Annotated in this window: 22 protein-coding genes, 1 tRNA gene and 2 pseudogenes; 11 read left to right on the forward strand and 14 right to left on the reverse strand. The window is 66.7% G+C overall.

Annotation, left to right across the window (positions count from 1 at the left end):
* Positions 1-62: 62 nt before the first annotated feature.
* Entirely contained in the window at positions 63-2483 is a 2421-nt protein-coding gene (locus B116_RS0108635; RefSeq protein ID WP_027659814.1) for a penicillin-binding protein, read from the forward strand.
* 69 nt (positions 2484-2552) lie between these two features.
* Here the strand turns inward: B116_RS0108635 and B116_RS0108640 are convergent, their stop codons facing one another.
* Positions 2553-3008 carry a GatB/YqeY domain-containing protein gene (locus B116_RS0108640; RefSeq protein ID WP_027659815.1) on the reverse strand — a complete coding sequence of 152 codons (456 nt, stop codon included), beginning with the start codon at positions 3006-3008 and terminating at the stop codon, positions 2553-2555.
* Positions 3009-3033: 25 nt separating this feature from the next.
* Between B116_RS0108640 and B116_RS0108645 the strand changes: the two genes are divergently transcribed.
* Together B116_RS0108645 and B116_RS0108650 are read left to right on the forward strand one after the other, a co-directional pair.
* Entirely contained in the window at positions 3034-3927 is an 894-nt protein-coding gene (locus B116_RS0108645) for a metallophosphoesterase (protein WP_027659816.1), read from the forward strand.
* A gap of 69 nt (positions 3928-3996) precedes the next feature.
* A tRNA-Pro gene (locus B116_RS0108650) sits at positions 3997-4070 on the forward strand.
* 75 nt (positions 4071-4145) lie between these two features.
* Here the strand turns inward: B116_RS0108650 and B116_RS0108655 are convergent.
* The 6 genes from B116_RS0108655 to B116_RS28965 all read right to left on the reverse strand — a co-directional run bounded on the left by B116_RS0108655 (position 4146) and on the right by B116_RS28965 (position 10042).
* Positions 4146-5363 (reverse strand): tyrosine-type recombinase/integrase, encoded by a 1218-nt coding sequence (locus B116_RS0108655; protein ID WP_027659817.1) that lies wholly within the window; start codon positions 5361-5363, stop codon positions 4146-4148.
* Complete coding sequence (locus B116_RS0108660) at positions 5363-5560, reverse strand: excisionase family DNA-binding protein (protein WP_027659818.1); 198 nt, start codon at positions 5558-5560, stop codon at positions 5363-5365. Before B116_RS0108660 ends, B116_RS0108655 begins: the two co-directional genes overlap by 1 nt.
* Positions 5557-7098: a replication initiator gene (locus B116_RS0108665; RefSeq protein ID WP_027659819.1), complete on the reverse strand. Its 1542-nt coding sequence runs from the start codon at positions 7096-7098 to the stop codon at positions 5557-5559. The genes B116_RS0108660 and B116_RS0108665 overlap by 4 nt, the downstream gene beginning before the upstream one ends.
* A 582-nt stretch (positions 7099-7680) precedes the next feature.
* Positions 7681-8067: a hypothetical protein gene (locus tag B116_RS0108670; protein WP_027659820.1), complete on the reverse strand. Its 387-nt coding sequence runs from the start codon at positions 8065-8067 to the stop codon at positions 7681-7683.
* Between the two features lie 616 nt (positions 8068-8683).
* The gene (locus B116_RS27375) at positions 8684-9499 is read right to left on the reverse strand and encodes an SLATT domain-containing protein (RefSeq protein ID WP_155255729.1); all 816 of its coding nucleotides are present in this window, start codon (positions 9497-9499) and stop codon (positions 8684-8686) included.
* A gap of 45 nt (positions 9500-9544) precedes the next feature.
* On the reverse strand, positions 9545-10042 hold the full coding sequence (locus B116_RS28965) for a cell division protein SepF (protein WP_155255730.1): 498 nt from the start codon (positions 10040-10042) through the stop codon (positions 9545-9547).
* 370 nt (positions 10043-10412) lie between these two features.
* Between B116_RS28965 and B116_RS0108680 the strand changes: the two genes are divergently transcribed.
* The gene (locus tag B116_RS0108680; RefSeq protein ID WP_027659821.1) at positions 10413-10979 is read left to right on the forward strand and encodes an NUDIX hydrolase; all 567 of its coding nucleotides are present in this window, start codon (positions 10413-10415) and stop codon (positions 10977-10979) included.
* A 3-nt stretch (positions 10980-10982) separates the two neighbouring features.
* Here the strand turns inward: B116_RS0108680 and B116_RS0108685 are convergent, their stop codons facing one another.
* Positions 10983-12419 (reverse strand): helix-turn-helix domain-containing protein, encoded by a 1437-nt coding sequence (locus tag B116_RS0108685; protein WP_027659822.1) that lies wholly within the window; start codon positions 12417-12419, stop codon positions 10983-10985.
* A 147-nt stretch (positions 12420-12566) separates the two neighbouring features.
* On the opposite strand from B116_RS0108685, the gene B116_RS0108690 reads away from it, so the two are divergent.
* Complete coding sequence (locus B116_RS0108690) at positions 12567-12908, forward strand: hypothetical protein (RefSeq protein WP_027659823.1); 342 nt, start codon at positions 12567-12569, stop codon at positions 12906-12908.
* 625 nt (positions 12909-13533) lie between these two features.
* The gene (locus tag B116_RS0108695) at positions 13534-13740 is read left to right on the forward strand and encodes a hypothetical protein (protein ID WP_027659824.1); all 207 of its coding nucleotides are present in this window, start codon (positions 13534-13536) and stop codon (positions 13738-13740) included.
* A 52-nt stretch (positions 13741-13792) separates the two neighbouring features.
* On the opposite strand, the gene B116_RS0108700 is transcribed toward B116_RS0108695, so the two are convergent.
* The gene (locus tag B116_RS0108700) at positions 13793-14269 is read right to left on the reverse strand and encodes a peroxiredoxin family protein (RefSeq protein ID WP_018724484.1); all 477 of its coding nucleotides are present in this window, start codon (positions 14267-14269) and stop codon (positions 13793-13795) included.
* A gap of 113 nt (positions 14270-14382) precedes the next feature.
* On the opposite strand from B116_RS0108700, the gene B116_RS0108705 reads away from it, so the two are divergent.
* Complete coding sequence (locus B116_RS0108705; RefSeq protein ID WP_018724485.1) at positions 14383-15021, forward strand: TetR/AcrR family transcriptional regulator; 639 nt, start codon at positions 14383-14385, stop codon at positions 15019-15021.
* Between the two features lie 79 nt (positions 15022-15100).
* Here the strand turns inward: B116_RS0108705 and B116_RS24850 are convergent.
* The 3 genes and pseudogenes from B116_RS24850 to B116_RS0108720 all read right to left on the reverse strand — a co-directional run bounded on the left by B116_RS24850 (position 15101) and on the right by B116_RS0108720 (position 18408).
* Positions 15101-16120, reverse strand: a pseudogene (locus B116_RS24850) (phosphatidylinositol-specific phospholipase C domain-containing protein).
* Between the two features lie 301 nt (positions 16121-16421).
* On the reverse strand, positions 16422-17510 hold the full coding sequence (locus B116_RS0108715; protein WP_050591843.1) for a three-Cys-motif partner protein TcmP: 1089 nt from the start codon (positions 17508-17510) through the stop codon (positions 16422-16424).
* A 145-nt stretch (positions 17511-17655) separates the two neighbouring features.
* Complete coding sequence (locus tag B116_RS0108720) at positions 17656-18408, reverse strand: DUF5131 family protein (protein ID WP_027659826.1); 753 nt, start codon at positions 18406-18408, stop codon at positions 17656-17658.
* A 104-nt stretch (positions 18409-18512) separates the two neighbouring features.
* Between B116_RS0108720 and B116_RS0108725 the strand changes: the two genes are divergently transcribed.
* Positions 18513-19739 carry a hypothetical protein gene (locus B116_RS0108725; protein ID WP_027659827.1) on the forward strand — a complete coding sequence of 409 codons (1227 nt, stop codon included), beginning with the start codon at positions 18513-18515 and terminating at the stop codon, positions 19737-19739.
* Positions 19740-20006: 267 nt separating this feature from the next.
* On the opposite strand, the pseudogene B116_RS26395 reads toward B116_RS0108725, so the two are convergent.
* Positions 20007-20150: pseudogene (locus tag B116_RS26395) on the reverse strand (SigE family RNA polymerase sigma factor); the annotation flags it as partial.
* A 108-nt stretch (positions 20151-20258) separates the two neighbouring features.
* Positions 20259-21047, reverse strand: coding sequence for a TetR/AcrR family transcriptional regulator (locus tag B116_RS0108735; RefSeq protein ID WP_027659829.1), 789 nt, complete (start codon positions 21045-21047; stop codon positions 20259-20261).
* Between the two features lie 149 nt (positions 21048-21196).
* On the opposite strand from B116_RS0108735, the gene B116_RS0108740 reads away from it, so the two are divergent.
* The 3 genes from B116_RS0108740 (at position 21197) to B116_RS0108750 (ending at position 23683) form a co-directional block, all read left to right on the forward strand.
* Entirely contained in the window at positions 21197-22195 is a 999-nt protein-coding gene (locus B116_RS0108740) for a daunorubicin resistance protein DrrA family ABC transporter ATP-binding protein (protein ID WP_027659830.1), read from the forward strand.
* Complete coding sequence (locus B116_RS0108745; RefSeq protein WP_027659831.1) at positions 22192-23007, forward strand: ABC transporter permease; 816 nt, start codon at positions 22192-22194, stop codon at positions 23005-23007. The genes B116_RS0108740 and B116_RS0108745 overlap by 4 nt, the downstream gene beginning before the upstream one ends.
* Positions 23008-23386: 379 nt before the next feature.
* The gene (locus B116_RS0108750; protein WP_018724492.1) at positions 23387-23683 is read left to right on the forward strand and encodes a DUF1540 domain-containing protein; all 297 of its coding nucleotides are present in this window, start codon (positions 23387-23389) and stop codon (positions 23681-23683) included.
* The last annotated feature ends 287 nt before the right edge of the window (positions 23684-23970 follow it).

Consider the following 23970-nt stretch of genomic DNA (forward strand, 5'->3'; position numbering starts at 1 on the left):
AATGGGGAAAAGCCGCCCCGCGCCGCTCGTCGCCGGTTCGCTACTCTGTCGAGGTGACCTGGATGCGGAAACGTGATCATAATGTGCTGACCAACGCCGCATCGCTACTCGTCTGTGGCCTACTCGCCGGAGTGGTGGTCGCCGCAGCGGCCTTCCCTGCGGCGGCGCTGTCCGGACTGGCGGCGAAGGCTGGCGCCGAGACCTTCGATGCCCTCCCCGAGCTGTTTGTGGACGCTGCCGGGCCGCAGATGAGCCGCCTACTCGCTGCTGATGGCAAGACACCGCTGGCCACCATGTACGACGAGAACCGCCGCGACATCACCAAGATTGACGACATCGCGCCGGCAATGCGGCAGGCGATCCTCGCCGCCGAGGACCACGACTTCTACCAGCACAACGGCGTCGACCTCAACGGCATCGTCCGAGCCTTCGTCAACAACAGCCAGGAAGGCTCCCAGCAGCAGGGCGCCTCCACGCTGACCATGCAGTACGTCCGACTCGCCATCGCGTACTCGGCGACGCACCCGGCCGACGTGGTCGCGGCCACCGAGGACACCAACGCCCGCAAACTTCGCGAGATGAACCTCGCCCTGCAGGTGGAGAAGGAGTTCTCCAAGGACGAGATCCTGCTGCGCTACCTCAACATCGCCGCGTTCGGCAACGGCGCGTACGGCATTTACGCCGCCAGCCAGGTCTACTTCGCCAAGCCCCCAAGCAAGCTCACCATCGCCGAATCAGCGCTCCTCGCCGGCCTCGTCAAGGCCCCCAGCACGTTGGACCCGACCACCACCAGCGGCTACCCGAACGCGGTGGCCCGGCGCGACTACGTCCTCAACAACATGGTGAAGATCAACGCCATCACCCAGGAGGAGGCCGAGAAGGCGAAGGCCAGCGAGCCGAAGATCGTCGGCAAGCGGGCGCCGAACGGCTGCGTCGACACCAACACGCAGGAGTGGGGATTCTTCTGCGACTACTTCTACCGCTGGTGGATGGAGCAGGAGGCGTTCGGCTCCACCTCGTACGACCGGGAGCGGCGACTCAAGAGCGGCGGCTTCGAAATCATCACCACGATGGAGCCCCAGGTCCAGAAGGCCGCCGACAAGGCGGTACGGAAGAACCTCCCCACCACCAGTAAGGCCGCGCGGATGCTCGCCGTGATCGAGCCCGGCACCGGCCGGGTCCGCGCCCTCTCCACCAACCGCAACTACCAGCTCGACGATCCGGACAACCCGGAGAACAAGCCACACAGCAACCCGGCGAAGCGGGAAACCGGGGCGCTCGGCAACTATCCGAACACCGTCAACCCGCTCCTCACCGGCGGTGACGGCATCACCGGCTACCAGGCCGGCTCGACCTTCAAGATGTTCACCATGGTGGCTGCGCTGGAGAAGGGCATCCCGCTCAGCCACACCATCAACGCCGAGCAACGGTTCCGGTCCGAGTACATCATCAACAAGGGCAACCCCGTCGCCTGCGACGGCCACTTCTACTGCCCGGGAAACGCAAGCCCCAGCATGGCCGGCGTGCACAACATGTGGAGCGCGTTCGGAAGATCGGTGAACACCTACTTCGTCCCCCTCCAGCAGCAGGTGGGCGCCGAGAAGGTGGTCGAGGCCGCCAAGAAGCTCGGCATCACCTTCCGGAGCCAGGAGGACCTCGATCTGGAGAAGGACGCCCACCAGTGGGGTGCCTTCACCCTCGGCGTTTCCCAGACCACGCCGCTGGAGCTGGCCAACGCCTATGCCACCCTCGGCGCCGAAGGGCTCTACTGCGAGCCGATCCCGGTGCAGGAGATCCGCGACTCGGCCGGTAACAAGCTCGACATCGCCACCCCCCGCTGCGAGCAGCGGATCAGCACCGAGGTGGCCCGCGCCGCCGTTGACGCCGCCCGCTGCCCGGTCGGTGACCGCTCGTCCACGACGAAGTGCACCATCGCGACCGCCGGCAACGTGCGGCGCATCGTTGGCGCCCCGGTCGCCGGCAAGTCCGGCACCACCGACAAGGACAAGACCTCTTCCCTGGTCGCGATGACCAAGCAGTACTCGGTCGCCGGCATCATGGCCGACCCGGACTGGCCGCAGACCACCCAGCGAATGGGTCACAACGTGTCCACGGGCATCAACCCGCCGGTGTACGAGACGCTGCGTGACGCCATGAAGGGCAAGCCCAGGGTCGACTTCACCCCGCCGGAGAAGAAACTCCGACTGGGGGACCAGCGGACGATCCCGTCCGTCAAGTGCGTCAGCGTGGAGAAGGCGAAGTCCCGCATCACCGGGGCCGGATTCGCGGTGGTCGTCTCGCAGAGCCGGGTCGAGTCCAACTGCCCGGCCGGCACCGCTGCCGGGACCAGCCCAACCGGCCGTACCGCCAAGGGCAGCGTCGTCTCCATCAAGGTCAGCTCCGGCCCGGCTCCCAAGCCCACCGAGCCGACCGCGCGGCCCGAGCCGACCGATGGCCGACCGACGGAACGCCCCGGCGACTAGCGGCTCGCTGAGACGTCGAAGGGGCGGTCACCCAATCGGGTGGCCGCCCTTCGCATACCCGGAGCCAGATCAGCTGGCGAGCTGTCGGCGTACCTCGGCGGCGACGCGGCCCCCGGCAGCCCGGCCGGCCACCGCGGCCTGGGCGGCCTTCATCGCCGGGCCCATCTGCCCCATGCCGGCGAAACCACCAGTGGTCAGGGCAGTCCGGACCGCCTCAGCCAGTTCATCGTCAGAGAGTTGACTCGGCAGGTAGCGCTCCAGCACCACGCCCTCAGCGGTCTCTTTCGCGGCCTGCTCGTCGCGGCCCGCCTCGGCGAAGGCGGCAGCCGCCTCCCGGCGCTTTTTCGCCTCCTTGGCCAGCACGGCAAGCACCTCGTCGTCACCGAGCTCACGCTTGGCCTCACCGGCGACCTCGGCCACACCGACGGCTGCCAGCGCCAGCCGCAGCGTGGAGGTGGTCATGTCGTCACGCGCCTTCAGTGCGGTCCGCATGTCCGTGGTCAGGCGGTCCTTCAATGTGCCCATGGACGGTCAAACTACTCTGTCTTCCATGGGAAAGCGCACACTATTCCGGTTCGCCGCCGGCACTGCCGTCATGGGTGCGGCCACCCTGGCGTACGCATCGCTCATTGAGCGCAACATGTTCACCCTGCGGCGGTACGAGGTGCCGGTGTTGCCGGCCGGCGCGGAGCCACTGCGCATCCTGCACCTGTCCGACCTGCACATGATGCCCAACCAGCGACGCAAGCAGGAGTGGGTGGCGTCGCTGGCCGGGCTGGACCCCGACCTGGTCGTGGTGACCGGCGACAACATGGCCAACCCCGACGCGGTCCCCGCGGTCCTGTGCGCGCTGCAGCCGCTCCTCGACCACCCGGGTGCCTTCGTCTTCGGCTCCAACGACTACACCGGCCCGGTCTGGAAGAACCCGTTCACCTACTTCCTGCCCGACCGCGAATACACCGAGGGCGTGACCCTGCCCTACGACGAACTGCGGGACATCTTCACCGGTGCCGGCTGGGCCGACCTGAGCAACGCCCGTACCACGCTCAAGGCCGGCGGTCGGTCGGTGGAGTTGGTCGGGGTGGACGACCCACACATCGAGCGGGACGACTACGCGTCCGTCGCCGGCCCGGTCTCGCCCTCGGCCGACCTCTCGATCGCCCTCAGCCACTCCCCGGAACCGGCCGTGCTGGACCAGATGGCCGCGGACGGGTTCAGTCTGCTACTCGCCGGACACACCCATGGTGGTCAGGTCTGCGTACCGGGGGTCGGAGCCCTGGTGACGAACTGTGGGCTACACCGCTCGATGGCCAAGGGGCTGCACCGCTGGCCCGGCTCGGACGCCTGGCTACACGTATCGGCTGGCCTCGGCACCCATCCGACGGCGCCGGTCCGCTTCGCCTGCCCGCCTGAGGCGAGCATCCTGACCCTGATCCCCCGCTGAGGCGGCGGCGTCACGGGGATACCGAATTTGACCCTCGGAACGGGTGGGCTAGTATTTGTCGGCACGCCTCGGGGTGTGGCGCAGCTTGGTAGCGCGCTTCGTTCGGGACGAAGAGGTCGTCGGTTCGAATCCGGCCACCCCGACCGAGGTAAGAGGGCACATCTGATCGATGGATGTGCCCTCTTACGTGTCTGTACAGCAACGAAGTACAGCAGCAGTCAGCGCAGGCTCTCACCCAGGCGCTTGAGCGCGTCGCGGGTGGCGTCCGACGATGCCTGCGAATAGATCTCCATCGTCACCGACACCTCCGTGTGCCGGAGCACCTGCATGATGACGCGCGGGTGCACGTCCAGGTCGACGAGCAGGGTCGCGCAGGTACGCCGGGCGTCATGCACGGTGATCCTCCGGACCCCGGCGCGGGCGCAGCGGGCGTCCCAGGAACGGTTGAAGTTGCGCGGCTCGATGGGGGTCCCGTAGCGGGTGGTGAACAGCAGCGGCGAGCCCTGCCAGGCGATGCCCGCCTGGTCGCGGTCTGCCTGCCTCGCCTGCTGGCGGAGGTCGAGTGCCGCCGCGCAGATGTCCGGCAGCGGGAGCGTGGCGTCCGAGGTCTGCGTCTTGGTCTCCCGGTGCAGCAGTTGGCCGCCGACCCGCTGCAACTGCCAACCGATCGACAACTCCCCCGCCGCCAGGTCCACGGTGTCCCCGGTGAGGCCGAGCACCTCACCCTTGCGCAGTCCGAGCACCAGGATCAGCACGTACGCGGCATAGAGCGGATCGCCGTCGGCCCGCGCGGACTCCAGGAAGCGACGCGCCTCGTCACTGGTCCACGCCCGGCCCTTGCGGCGACGGATCGGTGGGAGCTTGACCAGGGTGGCGGCGTTACGGGTAACCAGTTCCTCGGTGGCCGCGTGGTTGAGCGCGGATCGCAGCACACCCCGGACGTCCTTGACCGTGCGGGCGGACGGCACGTCACCGCAGCACCGGCCGAGCGCACAGCAACGCTTCTTGAGTTCCGGGCGGCGGGCGTCCTTGCCCTGGGCGCAGCACTGGCAGGCGCGGGCCACCTCGTTGATCCAGATCTGCACGTCGCGCACCTGGAGCCGGTCGAGCCGCTTCCCACCGAGGCCGGGGATCACGTACAGCCTGAGGATCGTCTCGTAGGTGGCGCAGGTCAGCGGCGCGAGGTTGGGCCGCACGACCTCCCGGTGCCAGTAGGTCAGGTAGTCGCCGAGGGTCGGCACCCGGGTGGCGACCGGCCCGACCTTGGCTTGCTGATGCAGTTTGATCCACTTGTCGTGGACGGCCTCCCGGGTCTGGCCGTAGACGTACTTGCGGGTCCGCTTCCCGTCGGGCTTGGTGACCCAGACGTACGCGGCGAAGCCGTTGCGGTAGGGGAAGATCGAGCCTTCGCCGTTGGCGCGGGTGCGGGCGGGCATCAGGCGGCCTCCTGCCGCTGGACCTGCTCGCGGACGTACTCGTCGACCCACTCGGGCAGGACGCGGCGGTACTTGCCGTCCTTGATGGAGCGCAGCTCGCCGGTGGCGATCTTCATCTTGACCTTGGACAGGCCGAAGCCGAGCAGGACGGCGACCTCAACCGGGGAGTACCACCGTGGGGTGAGGTGTCGGGTCATGCCGCCACCCCCGACCACGCCTCGTGGGCGAGTTCCTCGCGGCCGAGACGTTGGCGTTCCCGGCGTTGGGAGGCGGCGGTGTTGGCGAGCAGGGTGTCGCCGTCGGTGAGCCAGCCGGAGCCGACGAAGGTCAGCGTGCCGACGGTGACCGTGCCGGCGGTGTCGGTGTGCTCGGTGCGGCGGTAGGCGACGCGGATGTCGCGGAGCAGGCCGAAGGTGACCGAGTAGCGGCGAGCCTTGGTGAGGAAGTGGCCGCCGTAGCCGAGCATGTGCGCCCAGCGGCGCAGCCCGGCGTACTCGTTCAGTGTGGGGTCAAGGTCGCCTTGACGGCCTTCTGTCTTCCTGGCTGTCCGGGTGACGTGGTGCCGGGTGGGGCGGCCGAGTCGCCAGCAGGCGTCGATGAGCCGGGCGAGGTGGTCGCCTTCCGGGTCGGCGTAGGCATCGACGGTGTCCGGGGTGAGTCGGGTGGAGCAATGGCCGGTGACCTCGGTGGACTTCGTGGCGTACTTGGCGAGGTAAGCGGCCACCTTGGCGTCCGTCACGTCGCCGTCGCAGGCGCCGATGCGGCGCACGTCGATCTGCTCACCCCAGGCGATCGGCCAGCCCTGCGGGCGGTCGGGGTGCGGCGGGGTGGTGACGGTGATCTGTCGGGTGGCAGCGTGGACGGCGGCGTCGAGGTCGTCGACGATGATGCCGGCCGGTGGCTGCGCCAAGGCTTGCCGGTCGTCCGGGTCGACGCCGTCGAGGCGCAGCAGGACGTGGAAGTGCACCGCGCCCCGACGCTGCATCTCGGCGACCTTGCCGTGGGACGCCCGCACCGGAGGCACCCGCCGGATTCGGCCGGAGTCGGTGACGACCTGGACGTGCGGGATGCCGCGTCGGCGGCACACTGCGGTGAGGTGGCGTTCGATGGCCTGTTTCGTGCGTCGCCACAGCTCGCCGGAGAAGTGGTTCCAGACGACCTGGTGGTCGTGGTCGTAGCAGTCCAGGCATAGTGGCCGGCCGAGCTGCGGATCGTCGGCGTCGTGGCGGGCGAAGCAGGCCGCGGGCCGCCCATGCGGGCAGGTGCCGGCGGTGCTCCGGGCGCGGCAGGGTGCGGGACGGCAGTCGCAGCGCCGCCGGTGGGCGCAGGTGTGCCGGGGGATGTGCCGGTGGTGCACCGGGCCGAAGGACGGCGCGGTGAAGGTGGCGAAGACGACCGGATGCGCGCTGACGGTGGCGGGGACGGTCTTGCCGCCGGTCAGACCGCAGCGGACGACCTGGAAGGCGTCACCAGCGTAGACCCAGGCACAGTCGGGGCACTGGGCGGCACGCCGGTTGCCGCACGCCTTGTACAGCGTCCGGTCGGGCAGCTCGTCGGTGTGCTGCTCGGCCAGGACTCGGCCGGTGCCGGGTTCTAAGGCGGTGAGGGTGCCGGTCAGACGGATCGGGCGGGTACAGCCTCCGGCGGCGCGGGTGTGCTCCAGCCAGCCGAAGTAGTCCGGGGCGGCGGCGCGACGCAGGGCCTGGGCGTCACGGCCGGCGGTGAAGGTGGACACGGTTTCTCCTCAAGGGGTGGCAGGGGACGGGCGACGAACTGCCACCGGACGCCGGAGCGGTGTCCGTCGGTGGTGTTCGTGGTGTCTCCTGGCACCGCCAGAGAGGGCGGCTCACGCCGGAGGGCGGGTGCAGGCCATCGGCCTTGGACCGCCGTTGAGCTGGGTTCTTGGATCGTGGGTGATGCCGGGACGGGTGGGTGCCTGGTCGTCGGCTTCCGGCTGGTTGCCGCAGGCGATCCCACCCGTCAAGGTGCGCGAATCCGAGGGCCATCGTGGACGGCAGGGAAAGCCGTGCTGGGCCGCTCAGCGGATTTCAGGCTGATGCAACGGCCGGTGCGATCGAGAGCCGGCGGGACGTGACCCGCGTCAGCGGCAGGAAGGCCGCTCGGCAACTCCGGAGTCGAGTTCAGCGATCCGGCGGGAAGGCCGCGCTGACGTGCTCGACAGGGGCCAGAGTAGCACCGGGTACCGATACGTCAACCCGCCGTGACCCCACGTCGAAGGCGCTCGAACCGGATTGCCGCCAGTCTGGTCCCACCACATGCTTGACGGTTCGGTCCCAGGACATGCTTGACGTTCGGCCTAGTTGCCCTGTTCCGCCTTCCTCCGGTTGGGCAACTCCTCAAGGAAGAACGTCACGTCTTCCAGTGCGGAGAAGACCCGACCGTCGAGGTCCGTCCGCTCGGCAAGCTCGCGGACGAGCACGACTGACGCGGGCTCCAAATACCCGAAGCGTCGGGCGAGATGACCCAGGCAAAGCGACGCCGTGGCGACGAGCCAAAGGTCAGCGCAACCCTGCGCGATCCGGTAGCACCATCGCTCGACGAAGAGGCGGTCGTCGTCGTAGAGCGCCAGCCCCACCAACACCGAATTCGGCGAAAGCGCTTGGTCCCGGCCCTCAAGAGCAGCAGTGAGCACCTCATCCGCCAGACCGTGTGACACCACCGGCGGATCCTCGTAAATGTTCACCCCGGAAGGCTACGGCAGCATGGCTGCCAGCCCGGGTGGGAGGACTTTCTGTACATCCATCAAGGCGGCCCTTGACGGGCCGCACGCGCCGCCGCCTGGGCGCGTGCCAGCCGCTGCCGCTGTCGCTCTGCGGCCGTCCCGCCTGATGCCCGGCGGCTGGCGCGGAGAGCGGGGAGCCCGGGGCCGCCGTAGACGGGCCGGGTGGGGAAGTGGTGGGGTTCGTCGCCGCCGGCAGCCGGCAGCCGGCGGCGACGCGCCGGAGCGACGCGGCGTATGGGTAGGGCACGCCGGGTCCGCGCGGCGGGTCACGGTGGCGAGCTGGTGGCGGCTACTGTGCCTCCGGCGGGGGTGCTCGGGCTCCGGGATGCCCGGGGCCTCGTGGGTGGGCTGCGGTCCGTGGGTGGTTGCGCGGGCCATCCCGCCAGCCGACGACCCGGGCGAGCCGAGCAGACCACCACCCGACCCGCCAGCGTCCGACCGTGCGTCAAGGCCGTCTCGACGTGGCGGGCCGGGCGGTGGCCCGCTCCCCAGGAGGGCGGGCGACGGCAGACGGGATGGCAGCATCTTGCATGCTCGTGGTGGCCGAAAGCCTCGGTCCCTGTAAGCCGTCAAGGAATCAGTCATTCGGGTCGCGAGACTCTGGTGGCTGTTCTAGGTTCTGCTGACGCTTTTTCTGTTCGGACTTCAAGCGATGAACCTCTTCAACGAAATCGGCTAGCGCCAACTCTTCGCTTTCACTTCTCTTATATCGGCCAACGCCGATCTCAACAGCCTCCCACTCGGTTTCGATGGCATCGGCGGTTTGCTGAAGATAGAAGCTGCGTTCTTTGTATTTGTAGTAGCCCATGAAGCCACTTGCCAGCCCCACGGAGAAGGTGATGGTGAGCGTAGTCCAACGCAACGCATTGAGTTCGCCGATTCCATTCAGTCCGGTCGCAGCTAGTGCGCCGACGATGAGGATTCCTTGGAGGATGTTGTTTACGCGTCTATACTGCTTGCTGTCGGCACGGAGCTTGTTAATCTCTGAGAATGCATCCTCTTTGTATGTAATGCGCCGAACCTTCGTAGGCGTGTCTACGTCCGCTACGAGCAGCTTTCGACTGTCTTGCAGCCTGGCAAGAGCTAACTCGATGTCACCTTGGTCTCTATAAGTCCTGTTTCCTTCCGGGTATCCTGGTCTACGCTTTAGGTGAAACGCTGATACGCAAAAGGCGAGAGCAATAGGGATTGCGGGAATGTAGATTGCGGTTCGCGTGATGGATGGAATCTGTGGCACCCAAAATATTGCGTACAGAAGCAGGATGAGGAGCGGGCCGAAGATGAGGGATAGATTGGATAGTTTCTTTCGACGTTGCGCAACCGCCAGTGCGTGCTCTTCTAAGCGAATCTTATGACTGAGCACGAGGAGATTTTCTTTAGCGCTGTCCGGCATGCGACTCCTTGGTATTGTCGGGATTCATCTTCGTCGTGGCTGCTATTAATGATCAGGGACTAGTAAAATAACCCGATCTGCCACGCGTAGTATCCATCCATTTGCCGCATGTGACACTCCACTACAGAAGTCAACCAGGCGAATAGCCTGCTGTCGATCCATATGGCTGAGATCCAAGGAAAGTACTCGACTCTGTTTGCATAGGGAAGGAAGTTCCTGTATAGCTTGTTCATAATCTTCGGGGGTATATCTGAATATGTCCCCCCATTGAGCGTAGGAGTCGCTGGATCGTCCTGGGGTGTAGGCATTAAAAGCAGATGCTTGATCTAATGCCTGCTCTAGATCGCTGTGCCTTAAGCGAGGCCTGAATGAGCTACCCTTGATGGGTATTTGTGTCGCCCTTGTGCCTATGAAAATTCGGGCGATCACCATCAGGATGGCTGCCACTAGCAGGGCTAAAAGGAAAACGCTGCAGATCATGACATATGCCAGTAGGGTCATTTCGTCCTGCACTAGCGCAGCGGGCCTCTCTTGGTCACTCATGTACCCCCGACCCAGCACGGGCTTCGTGCTTGCCGGGGTGAGCAACTGCTCGCGGCTTGGGTAGGGGATCTTCGACCTGAAACTATCTCATTGCCCGGTACCTATGTAAAGTGTCGGGTTCCTTACAATCTCTGTAGTTTCACTAAGGCCGTGGCTGTGCCAGAAGATGCTGTAGACCTCGCGGCGGAAGTCTTTGTAGGTGGACTTATCTTGGAGGCTGGCCCGGTCATGTTGGTGGCTGTAGGTATACAAAACGATCGGCCAACCAAGTCTAGGGTGCTAGTGGTGCATCGCTTGGCGGCTGGGGTGGTGTGACCATTAGGTGCCGCCTGCCGCGCAGGGTGTGGGGTTCGGCGCGGATACTGGCGGGGTGGTGGAGAAGCAGGCGACGGAGTTGACCCGGTGGACGATTCATGGTGAGCGGGTGGTGGATGACACCCGGCGGGCGCGGCTGAGTATCGCCGAGGTCGAGTTGCCGGATGGAGCTCGCTTCGAGCAGTACGTGATTCGGGCTCCCCGGTCGGCCATGGTGGCCGTGCTTGATGATCGGGAGCGCCTGTTGTTGATGCGGCGGCATCGGTTCGTGTTCGATCGGTGGGTGTGGGAGCTGCCCGGCGGCTATGTTGACGACGACGAGGACCCAGCGCGGTGTGCGGTGCGGGAGGTCGAGGAGGAGACCGGTTGGCGGCCCCAGGTGGTCGAGCCGTTGTTGTCCTTCCAGCCCTGGGTCGGGACCGCCGACGCCGAGAACCTGCTGTTTCTGGCCCGGCGGGCTGAGTACATCGGTGCGCCGGTGGACGTGAATGAGGCGGAGCAGGTCGCGTGGATTCCGCTCGACGAGGCGTACGAGCTGGTGTCCCGGGGGGAGATCGTCGGTGCCGGTACGGTGATCGTGGTGCTGGAGCTGGTCGCGCGTAGGGCCCGGGGGGAACTGTGATGGTCAGCGTCGCGGGCCGAGGGTGGCGTTGATGCGGCCGGTGAAGTGCCGGACGGCGGGTAGTCGCCGGTGCGGGGTGAGTTGGGTTTGCAGGTCGCGGAGGTAGCGGACGGCTCTGGCGGAGCGGAGTTGGGTGGTCAGGGCCAGGGCCTGTGCGCCGATGGCGCAGGCCCGTTCGGGTTGCCCCTGGTGGGCGTGGATGTTGGCGAGTAGGGCGAGGTTGAAGGCTTTGCCGCGTACGAAGCGATCGTTCATGCGTAGGGATCGGGCGGCGAAGCGTTCGGCGTGGGTGTTGCGGCCGAGGGCGTGGAAGCAGTGGCCGAACTTGGCGGACAGGTATGCCTCGTCGAAGTAGCTGAGCCATTGCGGGTCGGCGCTGCGGTCGGCTCGGTCGAGGGCTTGTTCTGCGTGGTGCAGGGCGGTGGCGCAGGCTCGTTCGTCGTTGGCTTTGGCCAGGGCGTGGGCTTGCATGACGTGGGCTTCGGCGGTCAGGACGGGAAGTCCGGCGCGGTGGGCGGTCTGGCCGGCGGCGCGGGCGAGGTCGAGGCCGGCGGTGGTGTGACCGAGGTAGGTGGCCTGGTGGCTCATCGCGGCGAGGATCTCCGCGCCGAGGCCGTCGTCTGCGGCGGCGTGGGCGAAGTCCAGGGCGAGGGTGAGGTACCGCTGGGCGATGCCGTGTTGGGCGGTGTCGTACGCCTGCCAGCCGGCGAGTTGGGCGAGTTCGGCGGCGGCGCTGAGCAGTCGTTGACCAGTGGGGTGGTCGAAGCGGCCGTCGGTGAGTAGTGGGGTCACCTCCTGGTGGAGGTAGCGGGCGACGGTGTCGCGGGCGTGTCCGCCGCCGTACTGGTTGTCCAGCTGGCGGTAGGTGGCGGTCATGGCGCGGATGGTGTCGATCTCCGGTTGGCCGACCGCGTTGCGGCCGGGCTGGGTGACGGGAGCCGGGTCGGGGGCGGTGAACCAGCGCAGTGCGGGCAGGGTGTAGCCGGCGGTGTGGAAGGTCACCTGCCGGAGTACGTCTCGACGGTTCACGTCACCTCGCCAAAGCTCTGCGGCACTGCGTACGTCGTCTTGCCAGGTCCGGTTGGCCGGCGGCTCGCCGAGCCGACCGGGAGTGAGCCCACCGCGGGTGAGCCGGCCGGGGGTGGCCGGAGATGTGGCCTGTCGGGGCGCCAGGCCCATCGTTACTCGCGCCCGGTTGGGCATCCGGCAGCCGTCGGCGATCCGCTCCAGGACGTCGATCGAGGTGACCTTGCGGCCGGCCATGATCCGGCTGACGTAGCCCTGTTCCAGCCCGACGGCGGCCCCGATCTGGCTCTGACTCGCCCCGGTGAGGCTGGCGATCAGACGGAACAGCGCGCCGATGTCGCGGGCGGCCAAGGCGGCCAGCACCTCGCCGTGCGACCACGCATCCTCCGGTATTCGTAGTAGATCGAGCAGCACGGCAGCTCCCAGCATCGCGTTCCGACTACTCAAGGTGTTCCGGCCGACAGCCTAGGGCGACCATTCACGCTGGTCGAGCCGTCCCATGTCACCGTGACATGACCGCTGGCCATGGGGCGGTCCGTCGCAGGGCGGGATGGTTGGCGCATGTTCTTCGATGTCGAAAATCCGCCCATCGAGCCGCCCACAGAGTGCCGGCGCCGCCTACTGTGGCGACTGGCCCGCGCCCTCTGGGAGGCCCACCGACCCGACAGCGCCGGCTTCTGCGTGGTCGCCGGCTACTGGCATGAGAACCAACGCAATCCCTGCCGGCTGGCCCAACTCGCCCAAGAGGGGATGCGAACCGCCTGCGGTGAAACAACCCCCGCGTCGCCGCCCTGGATCGCCGTTACCCGCCAGCGAATGGCGGCCGGGGACATCGACCCCGTGGACGCCGTCGCCGAACTCCTCTGGCGCCACCGCCACCGCCGCAGTGCGGGACGGGGGTGACCGGTGGGAATCATCTATACCTCGATGGCCTTTCGCGAGTACGCCAAGGCGCAGGTGGCCTATGCGGATATCCTGCTGATCAAGCACGCCGAATTGGGTCTAAGCCTGTGCCGCTGCGGCCGACTCCACCCCTGCGACGACCGCAAGCACTGGCTACGCATGCGCGCCCACTTCGGGCAGTTCCTCATTGGCGAGGAGTACAACAGCGAAGTACGCAACCCGGTCCACCGAACCCGACCCGAAGCAGCCCCAACAGGCCAGACGACCTCGGATGACACCCGACCGAGCCGGCCCGCCGAGAGTTCGGGACGAAGAGGTCGTCGGTTCGAATCCGGCCACCCCGACCAGAGTAAGTGCAGGCCAGGGCCGGTCTCCGGAAACGGAGACCGGCCCTGAACTTTTTCTCCCAGTCCCTCGTGGGAGAAGTCTGACGCCACCACCGCCGAGTCCCGCAACTCACCCGGACGCTCGCCGAAGCTGCTCCATCCGTCGTCGGCGACATGACGTCACCTCATAGGTAGCGAGCAGCGTTTGCGTAGGAGGTCATGGTTCGCACGACGAGCCCGGTTCGAAGCTGCACACACTGGGTAAGGCAGCCACCAGCCGACGTCGAGGGAGTCGATCCATGGCGCGTCCGATACCGGAGCTGGACACGGAGGACCTGCGACAGATGGCGGTGCGAGGTGGCATTGAGGGCGCGGTCGACATGAACCGGGAGGAACTGCTGGATTCCTTGGTCGCCCGCCCCGGCGAGGGAGCCTGGCAGGAGGATCCCAAGCCAGCGGCGGTCAACCCCAACACTTACCGCTACCAGGCTCCCGACGAACAGTAGGCTCCGCTCGATCCGGGGTGTGCCGGCAGCCGAGTCAGGTGCCGGCGGGCGCTCAGCTTTGTTCGCGGATGTAGCGGACCATGCCGGCGACATCGTCGGGGACCAGGCGACCAATCGCTCCGCTCGAGTAGACGGCCGTCAGCACGGTGCCGTCGGGCGCGAGGACAAACCCAGTCGACTGCAGGTGGTGCGGTTCGTCATTAACGTAGGCACCCGTCGCCTCGGCCACCGTGGCGATGTCGGCACTGTGCCCGACGGGGAAGCCGAGCCGACGACTCGCCACGAGTTGGCGGGAGGCTTCCTCGTCGTCGGACGACAGCGCGACGACCTGTACGCCGAGTTCGGTGAGAGTGTCGCTGGCCCGCTGGAACGCCGCGAGTTGTGCGTTGCAGTACGGACACCACGATCCACGGTAGATCAACACGACACCGAACTGGCCGGCGAAATCGTCGGGCAGGTTGAGCGTGCCACCACCGACCGCGGGGACCTGAAGGTGCGGAAAGCGTTGTCCGTTGCTGAGTCGAGCCACGTCGTTCTCCTTATCACGCCGGCGCTCCCAGGCGCCCTGAGTTGGACTGACTAGTCCAGACTAGGGTGACGAGAACTGGACCAGCAAGTCCAGTTTTCTTGTAGGCTTTTGCCATGACAACCGCGCAGCACACCCCCAAGCTGACCGCCCGGGGAGCAGCGACCAGGACACGCATCGTGGCGGCCGCAGCCGACCTCGTACGCGAGCACGGGGCGGCGGGCACGAGCCTCGACGATGTGATGGCGGCGAGCAGGACCAGTAAGTCGCAGCTGTACCACTACTTCGCGAACAAGGAAGATCTGCTCCGAGCGGTCGCATGGCAGCAGACCGACCGAATCGTGGAGGCACAGCGCCCCGATCTGGACCAGCTGGACTCCTTGGCCGGCCTGCGCCGCTGGCGCGACAAGTTCGTTGCGGCGCGCGACGGGGCCCAAAATGTGGGTGGCTGCCCGCTCGGGTCCCTGGCCAGCGAACTCGCCGACGGCGATCCACAGACTCGTGTCGTGTTGCAGAAGTGCTTCGCCGCGTGGGCATCCCCACTGCTCATCGGACTCACCGCGATGCGAGACCAGGGACATCTGAGGCCGGACGCTGATCCGGACGCACTGGCCGAAGCCATCATGGCCGCTCTACAGGGCGGGCTACTGCTGAGCAAAACCTCCCGGTCCAGCCGCCCACTCGCCCGAGCGCTGGATATGGCGATCGATCACGTGGCCAGCTTCGCCACCGTCCGGGAAGCCCCGGTGGCGTAAGCTCCGCTCGGTCCGCGCCCCACCCACGGCGATACCTGCCGCCGGCACGTCGCGGACCGGAACAAGGGGGCGCGGGCTGCTACGAAGCTCCCTGCTCCCCGCGCGGAACCACCATCGACTGGATCTGCGGCAACTGGGTCCAGTCACTGGTGATGACACTGGCGTTGGCGTCGGCCAGGAGCAGCAGTCGGTCCCGCGCCTCCGCTTCGGTGGGATTGGTGCTGCTGATGGCGGGCTCCACTGCGTGCGCGCTGGTCATCACGAGCAGGTAATTGTTCTCCGCGAACCAGGTGGTGTCCCGGTTGAGCCAGCCGGAGGCCCCGCTGTCGAAGACGACGAACCAGGGGCGGATGTCGACGTCATACTGGCCCCGCGGGTCGTCGCCGGCGGTCCCCTTGGCGGTGGGGAAGATCTGCACGTCCTCGGCCTCTCCCGCTGCCGCGAGATCACGGAGATGCTCCGCGTACTGCTCGTTGGTGGGCGACCAGTCGAAGGGATTGCGGTTCTCCACGGTGCCGGGTACGACGTGGAGGAGCACGCGTCCGGCGAGTTCCTCCCGGGTGGGCTAGTTCCCCGCCTGGGCCGCGTCGTCGAGAGAGTCGTACCAACCCCCGTCGGGTTTGGCCAGCAGGTCCGCGGGGCGGAAGACACGATCGCCGAGGCGGCTTCGGACCAGGTTGTCGACCTGATCCACACCCATGCCAAAAGCGGTGGCGAGACCCAGCTTCGGCTCGACCTTGATCATAAGTGGGCCGCTGTCGGGGTGGGCGTCGAGCCAGACCCGGATGTTGTCCAGACAGTCACCGAAGTGCTTGTTCCGGTTGCCGGTGTAGAGGTCGGCGAGGGTTGACCCGGTGGTGCAGTTGTTGTTGTTGCTCAGTGGCTCATCGTGGCTGACCTTCCACTTCCTGGTGAAGACGTTCGGCCAGATGTCGATCTCGATCAGGCTGGTGCCGGTGTCCAGCGCCTCAACCAGGTAGTCGAAGGCCCCCCGTTCGTAGGTGTTGTGGATTCCGACAGTGGTCGCGGACGCGAAGGGCATGTCGTTGGCCGGAGCGGCTACGGCTTGCTGGACCGGCACCACCAGGCTTGCGATCATGATGGCGGCTACGGCCGCCGCATGACGTGCTAACACTCATCCTCCTCGATGCCAGGGGCCCGCCAAGGCTAACAGAGGATCGATGTATATAAGATTTTTAGCAGCTGCACCTCGGGTGCCGTCCAACCGAACATCGAGGTAGCCGGATCGACGCGGACCGCGACCGGGCCCACGGATGGAAGGATCAGCGGCCTCCCGGCGAGCCGGGCGAGCTGAGAATCGACAGGGTACGGCGTTCGCCAGGTTGGCTAGGAACGCCTAACAGTGAGCAGCACCGATGCGGTGAGCGCATAGCGAGCGCTCAGGTCGACGGTGCCAGCGAGACGAAGGATGATCTCTGTAGCCGGCCGCCGCCCTCAATCTTCACAGTGCCGACGTCAACGAGCGGCTTGAGTGCCTTGATGACGTGCTCTGGCCGGTACACCGTTTCGAGCAGGGCGAAGTTGCGCAGGTCCTCAACTCGGACCGATTCACTGCCGCGCAGCCTCTGCTGCAGTAGCCGGGTCAGCGGTCCGAGCAGTGGTTCATCGATGGCAAACAGCGTCTCCGCCTGTTCGTCGCGGGGGTCGCGGAAGCCCACGCCTTGGGCACGGTCGACCTCCCAGAGGCTGTCTTTCATCTTCTGCACGCCAAGTGGGTGCCCGGTGCCGAAGACGAGATAGAGGGGCTGACCATTGCGGGGGATCAGTTCGAAGTCCAGCAGGTAGGCAAAGCCCGCTGCCTGCAGGGTCTGTCGATAGCAGGTGAGGATGTGTCGGCTCTTCGCCGCTGGCGGAAGGTTGACGACTTCCCGCCAGCGCGGGTCGCCGCCGAACACGTCGTCGCCTGCCTCGCCAAGGTTGCTGACAAAGCGCACGAAATGCTGCGGCAGCAGCGTAACGATGACCTCGGTGGACACGTTCGAGGCGAGGCGCTGCAGCAGCTTGAAGGGCACGGGTGCATTACCCCAGGAGTCCAGGTTCGCGAATATCGGTTGACCCCAGGCGCCTATGCGGTCCAGCGCGGCTTCGAGGTCGCCGGCGCAGGTGCCTTTGCCCATCGTCACGGGCATCGCGACCTTGGACCTTGGCCGGTCGGGAAACGCTTGTTGCAGCGTCTCCCGCAGCATGTCGACGCAGCGCTGGTCGTCATCGATGAAGACGAATCGGGCGACGCCCTTGGTCGGGGGGACGTTCTCCACGAGGGCGCGGATCGCTATGACAGGCGAGCCTGGTTCCCCTCCGCTGTAGATCCCGGGCCCGGCGAATCCCTCCGCGTAGGTGACCGAGGGGTAGGCGTTGGAGGAAGCGAGCAGGATGGGAAACCACTTTCCGAGGTAGTGGCGATAGATGTCGTGCTTCGCGCCCGTGTGCTCCGCACACGGCCACGGCACCGGACCGTCGACCGGCATCCAGCCCCCATCCCATCACAACAGGTTGCGAGACAGTCTCTCATCGTGACGCGCAAAGCGAAACGGGCGATGAACGACACGACGTGAAGACCGAGTAGCCGGACGCGCAATCCCGCCCGGCGTCGCGTCTACTGGCGGGTGGGTGTCAGCAGACGGCGGCCAGGCTGAGGGGCATGTCATCCCAGGTCCGGCCATTCAAGACCCGGCCGCCAGCCTTCGGCGTCCGCCCGCCCCACTGCTTGAAGAAGAACGGCACGTCAGCGCTCGTGCACTGATCACGCAGGTCTATGACCCATGACGGTTCTAGCTGTCGGGCGTTGGCGCCGCTCTCGCCGCCTGCAATCACCCAGCCGATACCATCTAGGTGCAAGCTCGGGAGCGGTCCCAGCAACGGTTCACACGACAAGAAGCGCAGTGCCGCCGGCACTGTTCGCAGATCATCGATTCGGTGCACAGCGCTGAGGTCCTCGACGGAGACGCCCATCCACAAGTTAGACGGCCAGGTCAGAGAGGGAGCTATCCGGCGTAGGCGGCGGGCTCGCTTGGTCAGTACCTGATACGTGTGCTGCGGGGTTGCCGCGATGATCTCTAGGACCTGTCGAACGAAACTCGTCGGCACCTGGGCGTGGAACAGGTCACTCATCGAGTTGACGAACACGAGCCGAGGACGTTTCCAAGTCAGTGGCAACTCAAGGCTGTCCGGGTGCAGGGTCAACCCGAACCCTGGCCCACTCGTTCGCGGGTCTCCATCCCGCTGATACCGGGGTTGCCCCATCGCCTTGAGCCGTTTGGCCAGCGTCAACGCGTAGCAGTTGTCACATCCGCGGCTCACGCGATCGCAGCCCGTCGTCGGGTTCCACGTCGCCTCCGTCCATTCGATGGCGCTGCGGTCACCCATGGCTCATCCTCACGCCGCAAAGCGTATTGGTTCGAACGCAGGTTCGACAGATCCGACACCGACGAATATCGAGCTGGACGGACGCATGTTTGGCCGTGGCTGGTATGACGGTCGATGTGACCGTGATCGCGGCCCTTCTGCTCGTCTGCATCATCGCCCTGATGGTCGGCTGGATCGTTGCGGCAGCCGCCTTTGGTGGCTCGATGCTCTGGGCGATGCAGTGGAGATGCGTCTCGTCCACATCGTTTGAACCCATCCGATGGCGAGGGCTGCACAGGGGTGCATGGGAGCTGATCCGGTCGGCTGCCGGGCCCGGGATCTTTGGCCGGCTGGTCGCCCGCGAATCGTGGCGTCGAATACCGCTGATCTTGCTGGTCCCGATCATTGGCTTCTTGGTGCCGGTGAGTCTTCCCTACGTCGTCTTGCTGCTGGTGCCAGGGGCCACCGCAGGTGGCGAGTTCGCGGAGGCGATCAACAGAGTGGGTCACCTCACAGGCGCCCTCGGCGTGCTGGTGGCGATACGCATCTTCCTCAACGGGCTGCGCTACATCGCCCAGCCCGGCAAGCCGCGCGGGAAGGTCCCGGGCCTGCGTATTCCGGACGACCTGTCCAGCAGGGGACGTGACCGGCTCGCCGCCAACGCGTTCTGGTTCAGGATGGCCCATACCGTCGAGCTGCTCGCCGCTATGTATCCCATCCTCGTCCTGGTAGCGGTGATACCCGACCTGGGCACCGCTACAACGCCGTCAAGTGCTGCAACGCCGTCATCGGACGCCGGCTCCATGCTGCCTCCTCTGCTCGGCTTAATCGTGTTCTTCCTGGCGGTAATGCCGATGCTGGTGCCTGCTCACATTGCCGCGTCCTTCCTGCGTCGTCGCTTGGCCGGATGGGAGTTGTCGGTAGAGATCTGCCAGTTGTTGTCCCCGCCTGTCCTAGAAGGGCGCGCCGACTCGCTGGAAATGCCTGAGCCTCTCCGCGCGGTTGCCGACGCCCACCGCAGCAGCCTGGTCGACATCGCCGTACTGCTCGATCGAACCGCTGGGCTATGGGATCGCCGGCAACCACGGGGGTACACCCCGCACCCCGTGGCTACCGTCCTGCGAGCAGTGAGCGCGTCGATCCGACGACACCTGCAAAGCCCAGAGTCGTGCGAGCCGACGTTTCCCCTCGACTTGCGAGAAACGCTGCGCATGGTGCTGGACCTGCTGGTCGAACCGGAAGGGACATCGTCACTACGCGAACTCGCCTCCAGGGTCCAGGCGTTCGACGAGGACGGAACCCCGACAGCAGAGACATTCGTCAAGCCCCCTGGCGCCTGGCGGTGGCATTGACAAGGCTCACCGACAGCGCGCAGCGAACCGCTGCCGTCCTGACCGCCGTCGCAGGAGTGGCGGGGACCTTCATCGCTGTAGCGCTGACCGCCGTAGGGAAGATTGACACTGCTGAGCTGCTCGGATACCTGAGGTGAGCAGCCATATCGCCAGCCCACGACAACCGGATCCGGGTCACGCCACCGCCCGCATCGAATGCGGCCAGGGTGTCACCGTCTCCGAACGGCTGGCAGGTCGTGTCGCCTCGATCGGCGAGTGAGCAGTGGACCGCGCGGTCTTGGCCAGGGCCTCCTGCAGCAGGTCCTCGGCGCCCTGGTGATCACCGGTCAGCAGGTAGGCGGCACGGGAGAGCTCCTGTCCCCGGGACAGAACGAACTCCCGAAACCCGGCGTACTGATCCTGACCTGCCATCTGAGGCTCCTGCCCACGTCCGCTACCTATAGAACGCCGGTTGGCGGTGCGCGGGTTGAGTCGTCGACGTGGGAGCCGGCGTAGGCCGAGGGCTTTGCGCCTATCGCCTCAACGCTTGGCGCGGGCGGCGACGTGGGCCTCGATGCCCTCGATCAGCTGCCGCAGGCCGAACCTCAGATCGGGCTCGGTGCTGGTGACCCCGCCGACGGCCCCCGTCGGGGCGTCAAGGGCGCCCGCCGGGATATCGAAGGTGCCGGCCGACCGCAGGGCGCTGAGGGTGGGGAAGCGGTCCGGGTGGGCCACCGCGGCCAGCGCCTCCCCGAAGGGAATCAGGTCGTCCTCCCCGGCCGCCCGGGCCAGGTCGGTGGAGATCCTGGCCAGGCCCTGGGTGGCGCCGGTGAGGAAGAGGGCGAGCGACACCATCTCCTCGTACGTCAGGCCGGTGTCTTTGATGACGGCCAGCAGCGCCTCGAACCAGGCCAGTTGGTGGGGGCCGATCGGTTGGCTGACCTGGGCCCGCAGCATCCACGGGTGGGCCTGGTAGCGGCCCCAGAGCGCTGTGACCCAGGCCTCGACCCGCACCTGCCATCCGCCGGGCACCGCGTCGAGGCCGGGCGGCGCGCCGGAGGCCTCATCGAACATGGCCTCGACCAGGTGCTTCTTGCTCGGCACGTAGCGGTAGAGGGACATCGGGGTCACCTGGAGCCGCTTGGCGACCTGCTGCATGGAGACGGCGTCGATGCCGTCGGCGTCGGCGATCGCGATGGCGGCCACGACGACCTGGGTGGCGCTCAGCCCGGGCCTCGGCCCGGGGCTGATGCGCGGGCGGTCGCCCTCGCGCCAGAGGAACTCGAAGGTGCTTGACCCACCACCCGGCGGAGTCTGCTCGGAACCCATCGTGCCGCCCTTTCGTTGACACCCCACGCTAACCATGTATAGCGTATAGCTATCAGTATAGCCCATATACTATGTGCCGTCCGAGCCTGGTACCGGCCCTTTTGACGGCGCTGGCACCCCCGCCACCGAACAGCAGAGGAAGGAGCACGATGGAGCACGAATACGCGATTCAGGTTCACGAACTCCGAAAAAACTACGGGAGGGTCGAGGTACTCAAGGGGGTCGATCTGGCCGTTCGCCGCGGCACCCTGTTGGCCCTACTCGGCCCCAACGGCTCCGGCAAGACCACCGTGGTAAAGACGCTGAGCACGCTCACCCGACCATCGCGCGGGTCCGTCGTCGTCAACGGCCACGATGTGACGCGGCGACGGGATGGAGTGCGAAGCTCAATCGGGGTGGTCAGCCAGTTCGTCGCCCTCGACTGGCTGCACAGCGGCCGGGAAAACCTGGTGCTGCTGGGCCGGCTCCAGAAGCTCAGCAAGACCAGCGCCGCCCGCCGGGCAGCGCAGCTACTGGAACGGTTCGAGTTGACCGAGGCCGCCGACCGGCCGGTCAAGACCTACTCCGGGGGTATGAAGCGCCGGCTGGACCTGGCCGCCAGCCTGATCGTCATCCCACCCGTGCTGTTGCTGGACGAGCCCACGACCGGCCTCGACCCGCGCAGCCGGGCGGTGCTGTGGGAGGCGATCAGGCAGCTACTCGGCGAGGGCATCACCATCCTGCTCACCACTCAGTACCTGGAGGAGGCCGACCGGCTGGCCGACCAGATCGCCGTCCTCGACGAGGGCCGGATCATCGCCCGGGGCACCGCCGACCAGCTCAAACAAGGTGTGGGACGGGAGCGGGTGGCAGTCGTGCTGAGCGGCCCCGAAGACTTCCGCCGGGCCGGCGACCTGCTCGTCGGGCCGGGCCTCACCCGCGACCCGGAGACCCGAACGATCAGTGTGGCGATCGACGGGCCGTCGCGGGTCAAGCAGCTGCTCGACCTCCTTGCCGAGCACAGCCTGGCGATCGACTCGCTGTCGCTGACCAAGCCCACCCTGGACGACGTCTTCTTCGCCCTCACCCAGCGGGCGAGCGACCCTCCGGATCCCGACCCGATGCCCGCCCGCCGCGAGCCCAACGACGAGCTGGGAGCCACCCGATGACCACCCAGGCCCAGACCGGCCAGGGCGTCGACCGGCCGGACATCCGAACGAAGCTGTACTGGGCGATCAACGACAACCTCGTCCTGATCGGCCGATATCTGCAGCACCTGACCCGTAGCCCCGACCAGCTCTTCACCGCGCTCATGCTGCCGGCGACCCTGCTGCTGCTATTCCGTTTCATGTTCGGTGGGGCGATCGATGTCGGAAACACCGCCTACGTCAACTACCTCGTCCCCGGCATTCTGGTCATCAGCGTCACGATGGTCGCTGTTTCCACCAGCGTGGCCGTCCAGTCCGACATGCAGGAGGGCGTGGTCGACCGGTACCGCACGATCGCCATGGCGGATTCCGCGGTAATCATCGGTCACGTCGTCGCCGCCGTCGTCCGCGCGGCGATCTCGCTGGTCGCCATGGTCGGCCTTGGAATCGCCGTGGGATTCCGCCCGGCCGGCTCCGCTCTCGATTGGGTGCTGGTCGCCGGGACGCTCCTCCTCTTCGCCCTCGCGTTGGCCTGGGTCGCCGCCACGCTCGGCCTGGTAGCCAGGTCGGCGGACGGCGCCAGCGGGCTCGGCCTGATCCTCATGTTCAGCCCCTACGCCAGCAGCGCCTTCGTCCAGCCGGAGTCGCTCCCCGACGGTCTGCGCGGCTTCGTCGAGCACCAACCGGTGACCCTGGTTGTCGACACCGTTCGCGCGCTCCTGCTCGGGCTACCGGTCGGCAACACCGGTTGGTACGCGGTGCTCTGGTGGGTCGCGATCCTCGGCGTGGCAGCTCCGGTGGCCACCCGGCTCTACCACCGCCGGTACGCCTGAGGGCCGAAACCCATACCGCCACCCTTCGCACGCCAACAGGTGGCCATCACTCAAACGGGTCGGAGTTCGGCCAACATCCTGCCTAGAAACGTCGAAGTAAAGCGCCAAAACAAGTTCTCCAACGAGGTTTAGCGAGCAGGCAAAGTAAGACTTACCTAACCTAGGTAAGGCTTACTTACTCCACTTGAGCGCGACAAACAACGAGACATGATTATTCCTTACTGGGCGAGGTTTACTGCTACAGTGTTGGCGTCGGAAAGCCCGCAGACCTTACCGGCTCAACGTTTACGTCTCGCCGCTGCGGCAATACTCACTGACACCTTGAAACGCCGCGCTGGCTCGTTCCGGCCTGCCGGCCCGCACGGCCTTGGAGGCATCAATGAAGACTCTGCTGCAGTCACCCCCGGTACGCGAATGCGCCGCCACGGCGTGCAGTTTCAACGACGGCGGCTGCCATGCTCCCGCGATCACGGTGGCCTCGGCGGGGGATGCCGCGTCCTGCGCGACGTTCGTGGAGTCCGCCGTCTCCGGCGGGGTCGCCGAGGTGACCGGCGCGGTGGGCGCCTGCGCCCGCTCCGAGTGCACCTTCAACACCAACCTCGCCTGCACCGCCGAGTCCATCACCGTCGGCCCCGGCGCCACTGCGAGCGACTGCCTCACCTACCGGCCCGCCTGACCGGCGGCGCACCGGTCCACTCAAAGCCCTCGGCTGAGCAGCCGGGGGCTTTGGTGTGTGCTCGGTTAGCGTCACCGACGCGTTGACCAAGGCCACCAGCCGATCACCGAGGCCGCAACCGTTCACCGAAGCCGCCAGCCGATCACCGAGGTAGCCGAACGCCCGCCCCACCGGCCCGCGGTGACCTGCCTCACCTGCGACATCGGCGGCCGCGCATCGCGCTTGGCAAGGTTAGCCTTACCTATTAGAGTCAAGTCCCGAGGCCGAGTTCACTTCACTTCCATGGC

Source organism: Salinispora fenicalii (genome assembly GCF_000514815.1).
Classification (GTDB): Bacteria; Actinomycetota; Actinomycetes; order Mycobacteriales; family Micromonosporaceae; genus Micromonospora; species Micromonospora fenicalii.

Bases quoted from the DNA above. Each gene is read 5' to 3' on its own strand.
- B116_RS0108740 (WP_027659830.1), top strand. From the start codon at position 21,197: ATGGAGCACGAATACGCGATTCAGGTTCACGAACTCCGAAAAAACTAC.
- B116_RS27375 (WP_155255729.1), bottom strand. From the start codon at position 9,499: ATGCCGGACAGCGCTAAAGAAAATCTCCTCGTGCTCAGTCATAAGATT.
- B116_RS0108645 (WP_027659816.1), top strand. From the start codon at position 3,034: ATGGGAAAGCGCACACTATTCCGGTTCGCCGCCGGCACTGCCGTCATG.
- B116_RS0108635 (WP_027659814.1), top strand. From the start codon at position 63: ATGCGGAAACGTGATCATAATGTGCTGACCAACGCCGCATCGCTACTC.
- B116_RS0108695 (WP_027659824.1), top strand. From the start codon at position 13,534: ATGGCGCGTCCGATACCGGAGCTGGACACGGAGGACCTGCGACAGATG.
- B116_RS0108750 (WP_018724492.1), top strand. From the start codon at position 23,387: ATGAAGACTCTGCTGCAGTCACCCCCGGTACGCGAATGCGCCGCCACG.
- B116_RS0108690 (WP_027659823.1), top strand. From the start codon at position 12,567: ATGTTCTTCGATGTCGAAAATCCGCCCATCGAGCCGCCCACAGAGTGC.
- B116_RS0108735 (WP_027659829.1), bottom strand. From the start codon at position 21,047: ATGGGTTCCGAGCAGACTCCGCCGGGTGGTGGGTCAAGCACCTTCGAG.
- B116_RS28965 (WP_155255730.1), bottom strand. From the start codon at position 10,042: ATGAGTGACCAAGAGAGGCCCGCTGCGCTAGTGCAGGACGAAATGACC.
- B116_RS0108655 (WP_027659817.1), bottom strand. From the start codon at position 5,363: ATGCCCGCCCGCACCCGCGCCAACGGCGAAGGCTCGATCTTCCCCTAC.
- B116_RS0108640 (WP_027659815.1), bottom strand. From the start codon at position 3,008: ATGGGCACATTGAAGGACCGCCTGACCACGGACATGCGGACCGCACTG.
- B116_RS0108720 (WP_027659826.1), bottom strand. From the start codon at position 18,408: ATGGGTGACCGCAGCGCCATCGAATGGACGGAGGCGACGTGGAACCCG.
- B116_RS0108705 (WP_018724485.1), top strand. From the start codon at position 14,383: ATGACAACCGCGCAGCACACCCCCAAGCTGACCGCCCGGGGAGCAGCG.
- B116_RS0108660 (WP_027659818.1), bottom strand. From the start codon at position 5,560: ATGACCCGACACCTCACCCCACGGTGGTACTCCCCGGTTGAGGTCGCC.
- B116_RS0108715 (WP_050591843.1), bottom strand. From the start codon at position 17,510: ATGCCGGTCGACGGTCCGGTGCCGTGGCCGTGTGCGGAGCACACGGGC.
- B116_RS0108745 (WP_027659831.1), top strand. From the start codon at position 22,192: ATGACCACCCAGGCCCAGACCGGCCAGGGCGTCGACCGGCCGGACATC.
- B116_RS0108725 (WP_027659827.1), top strand. From the start codon at position 18,513: ATGACGGTCGATGTGACCGTGATCGCGGCCCTTCTGCTCGTCTGCATC.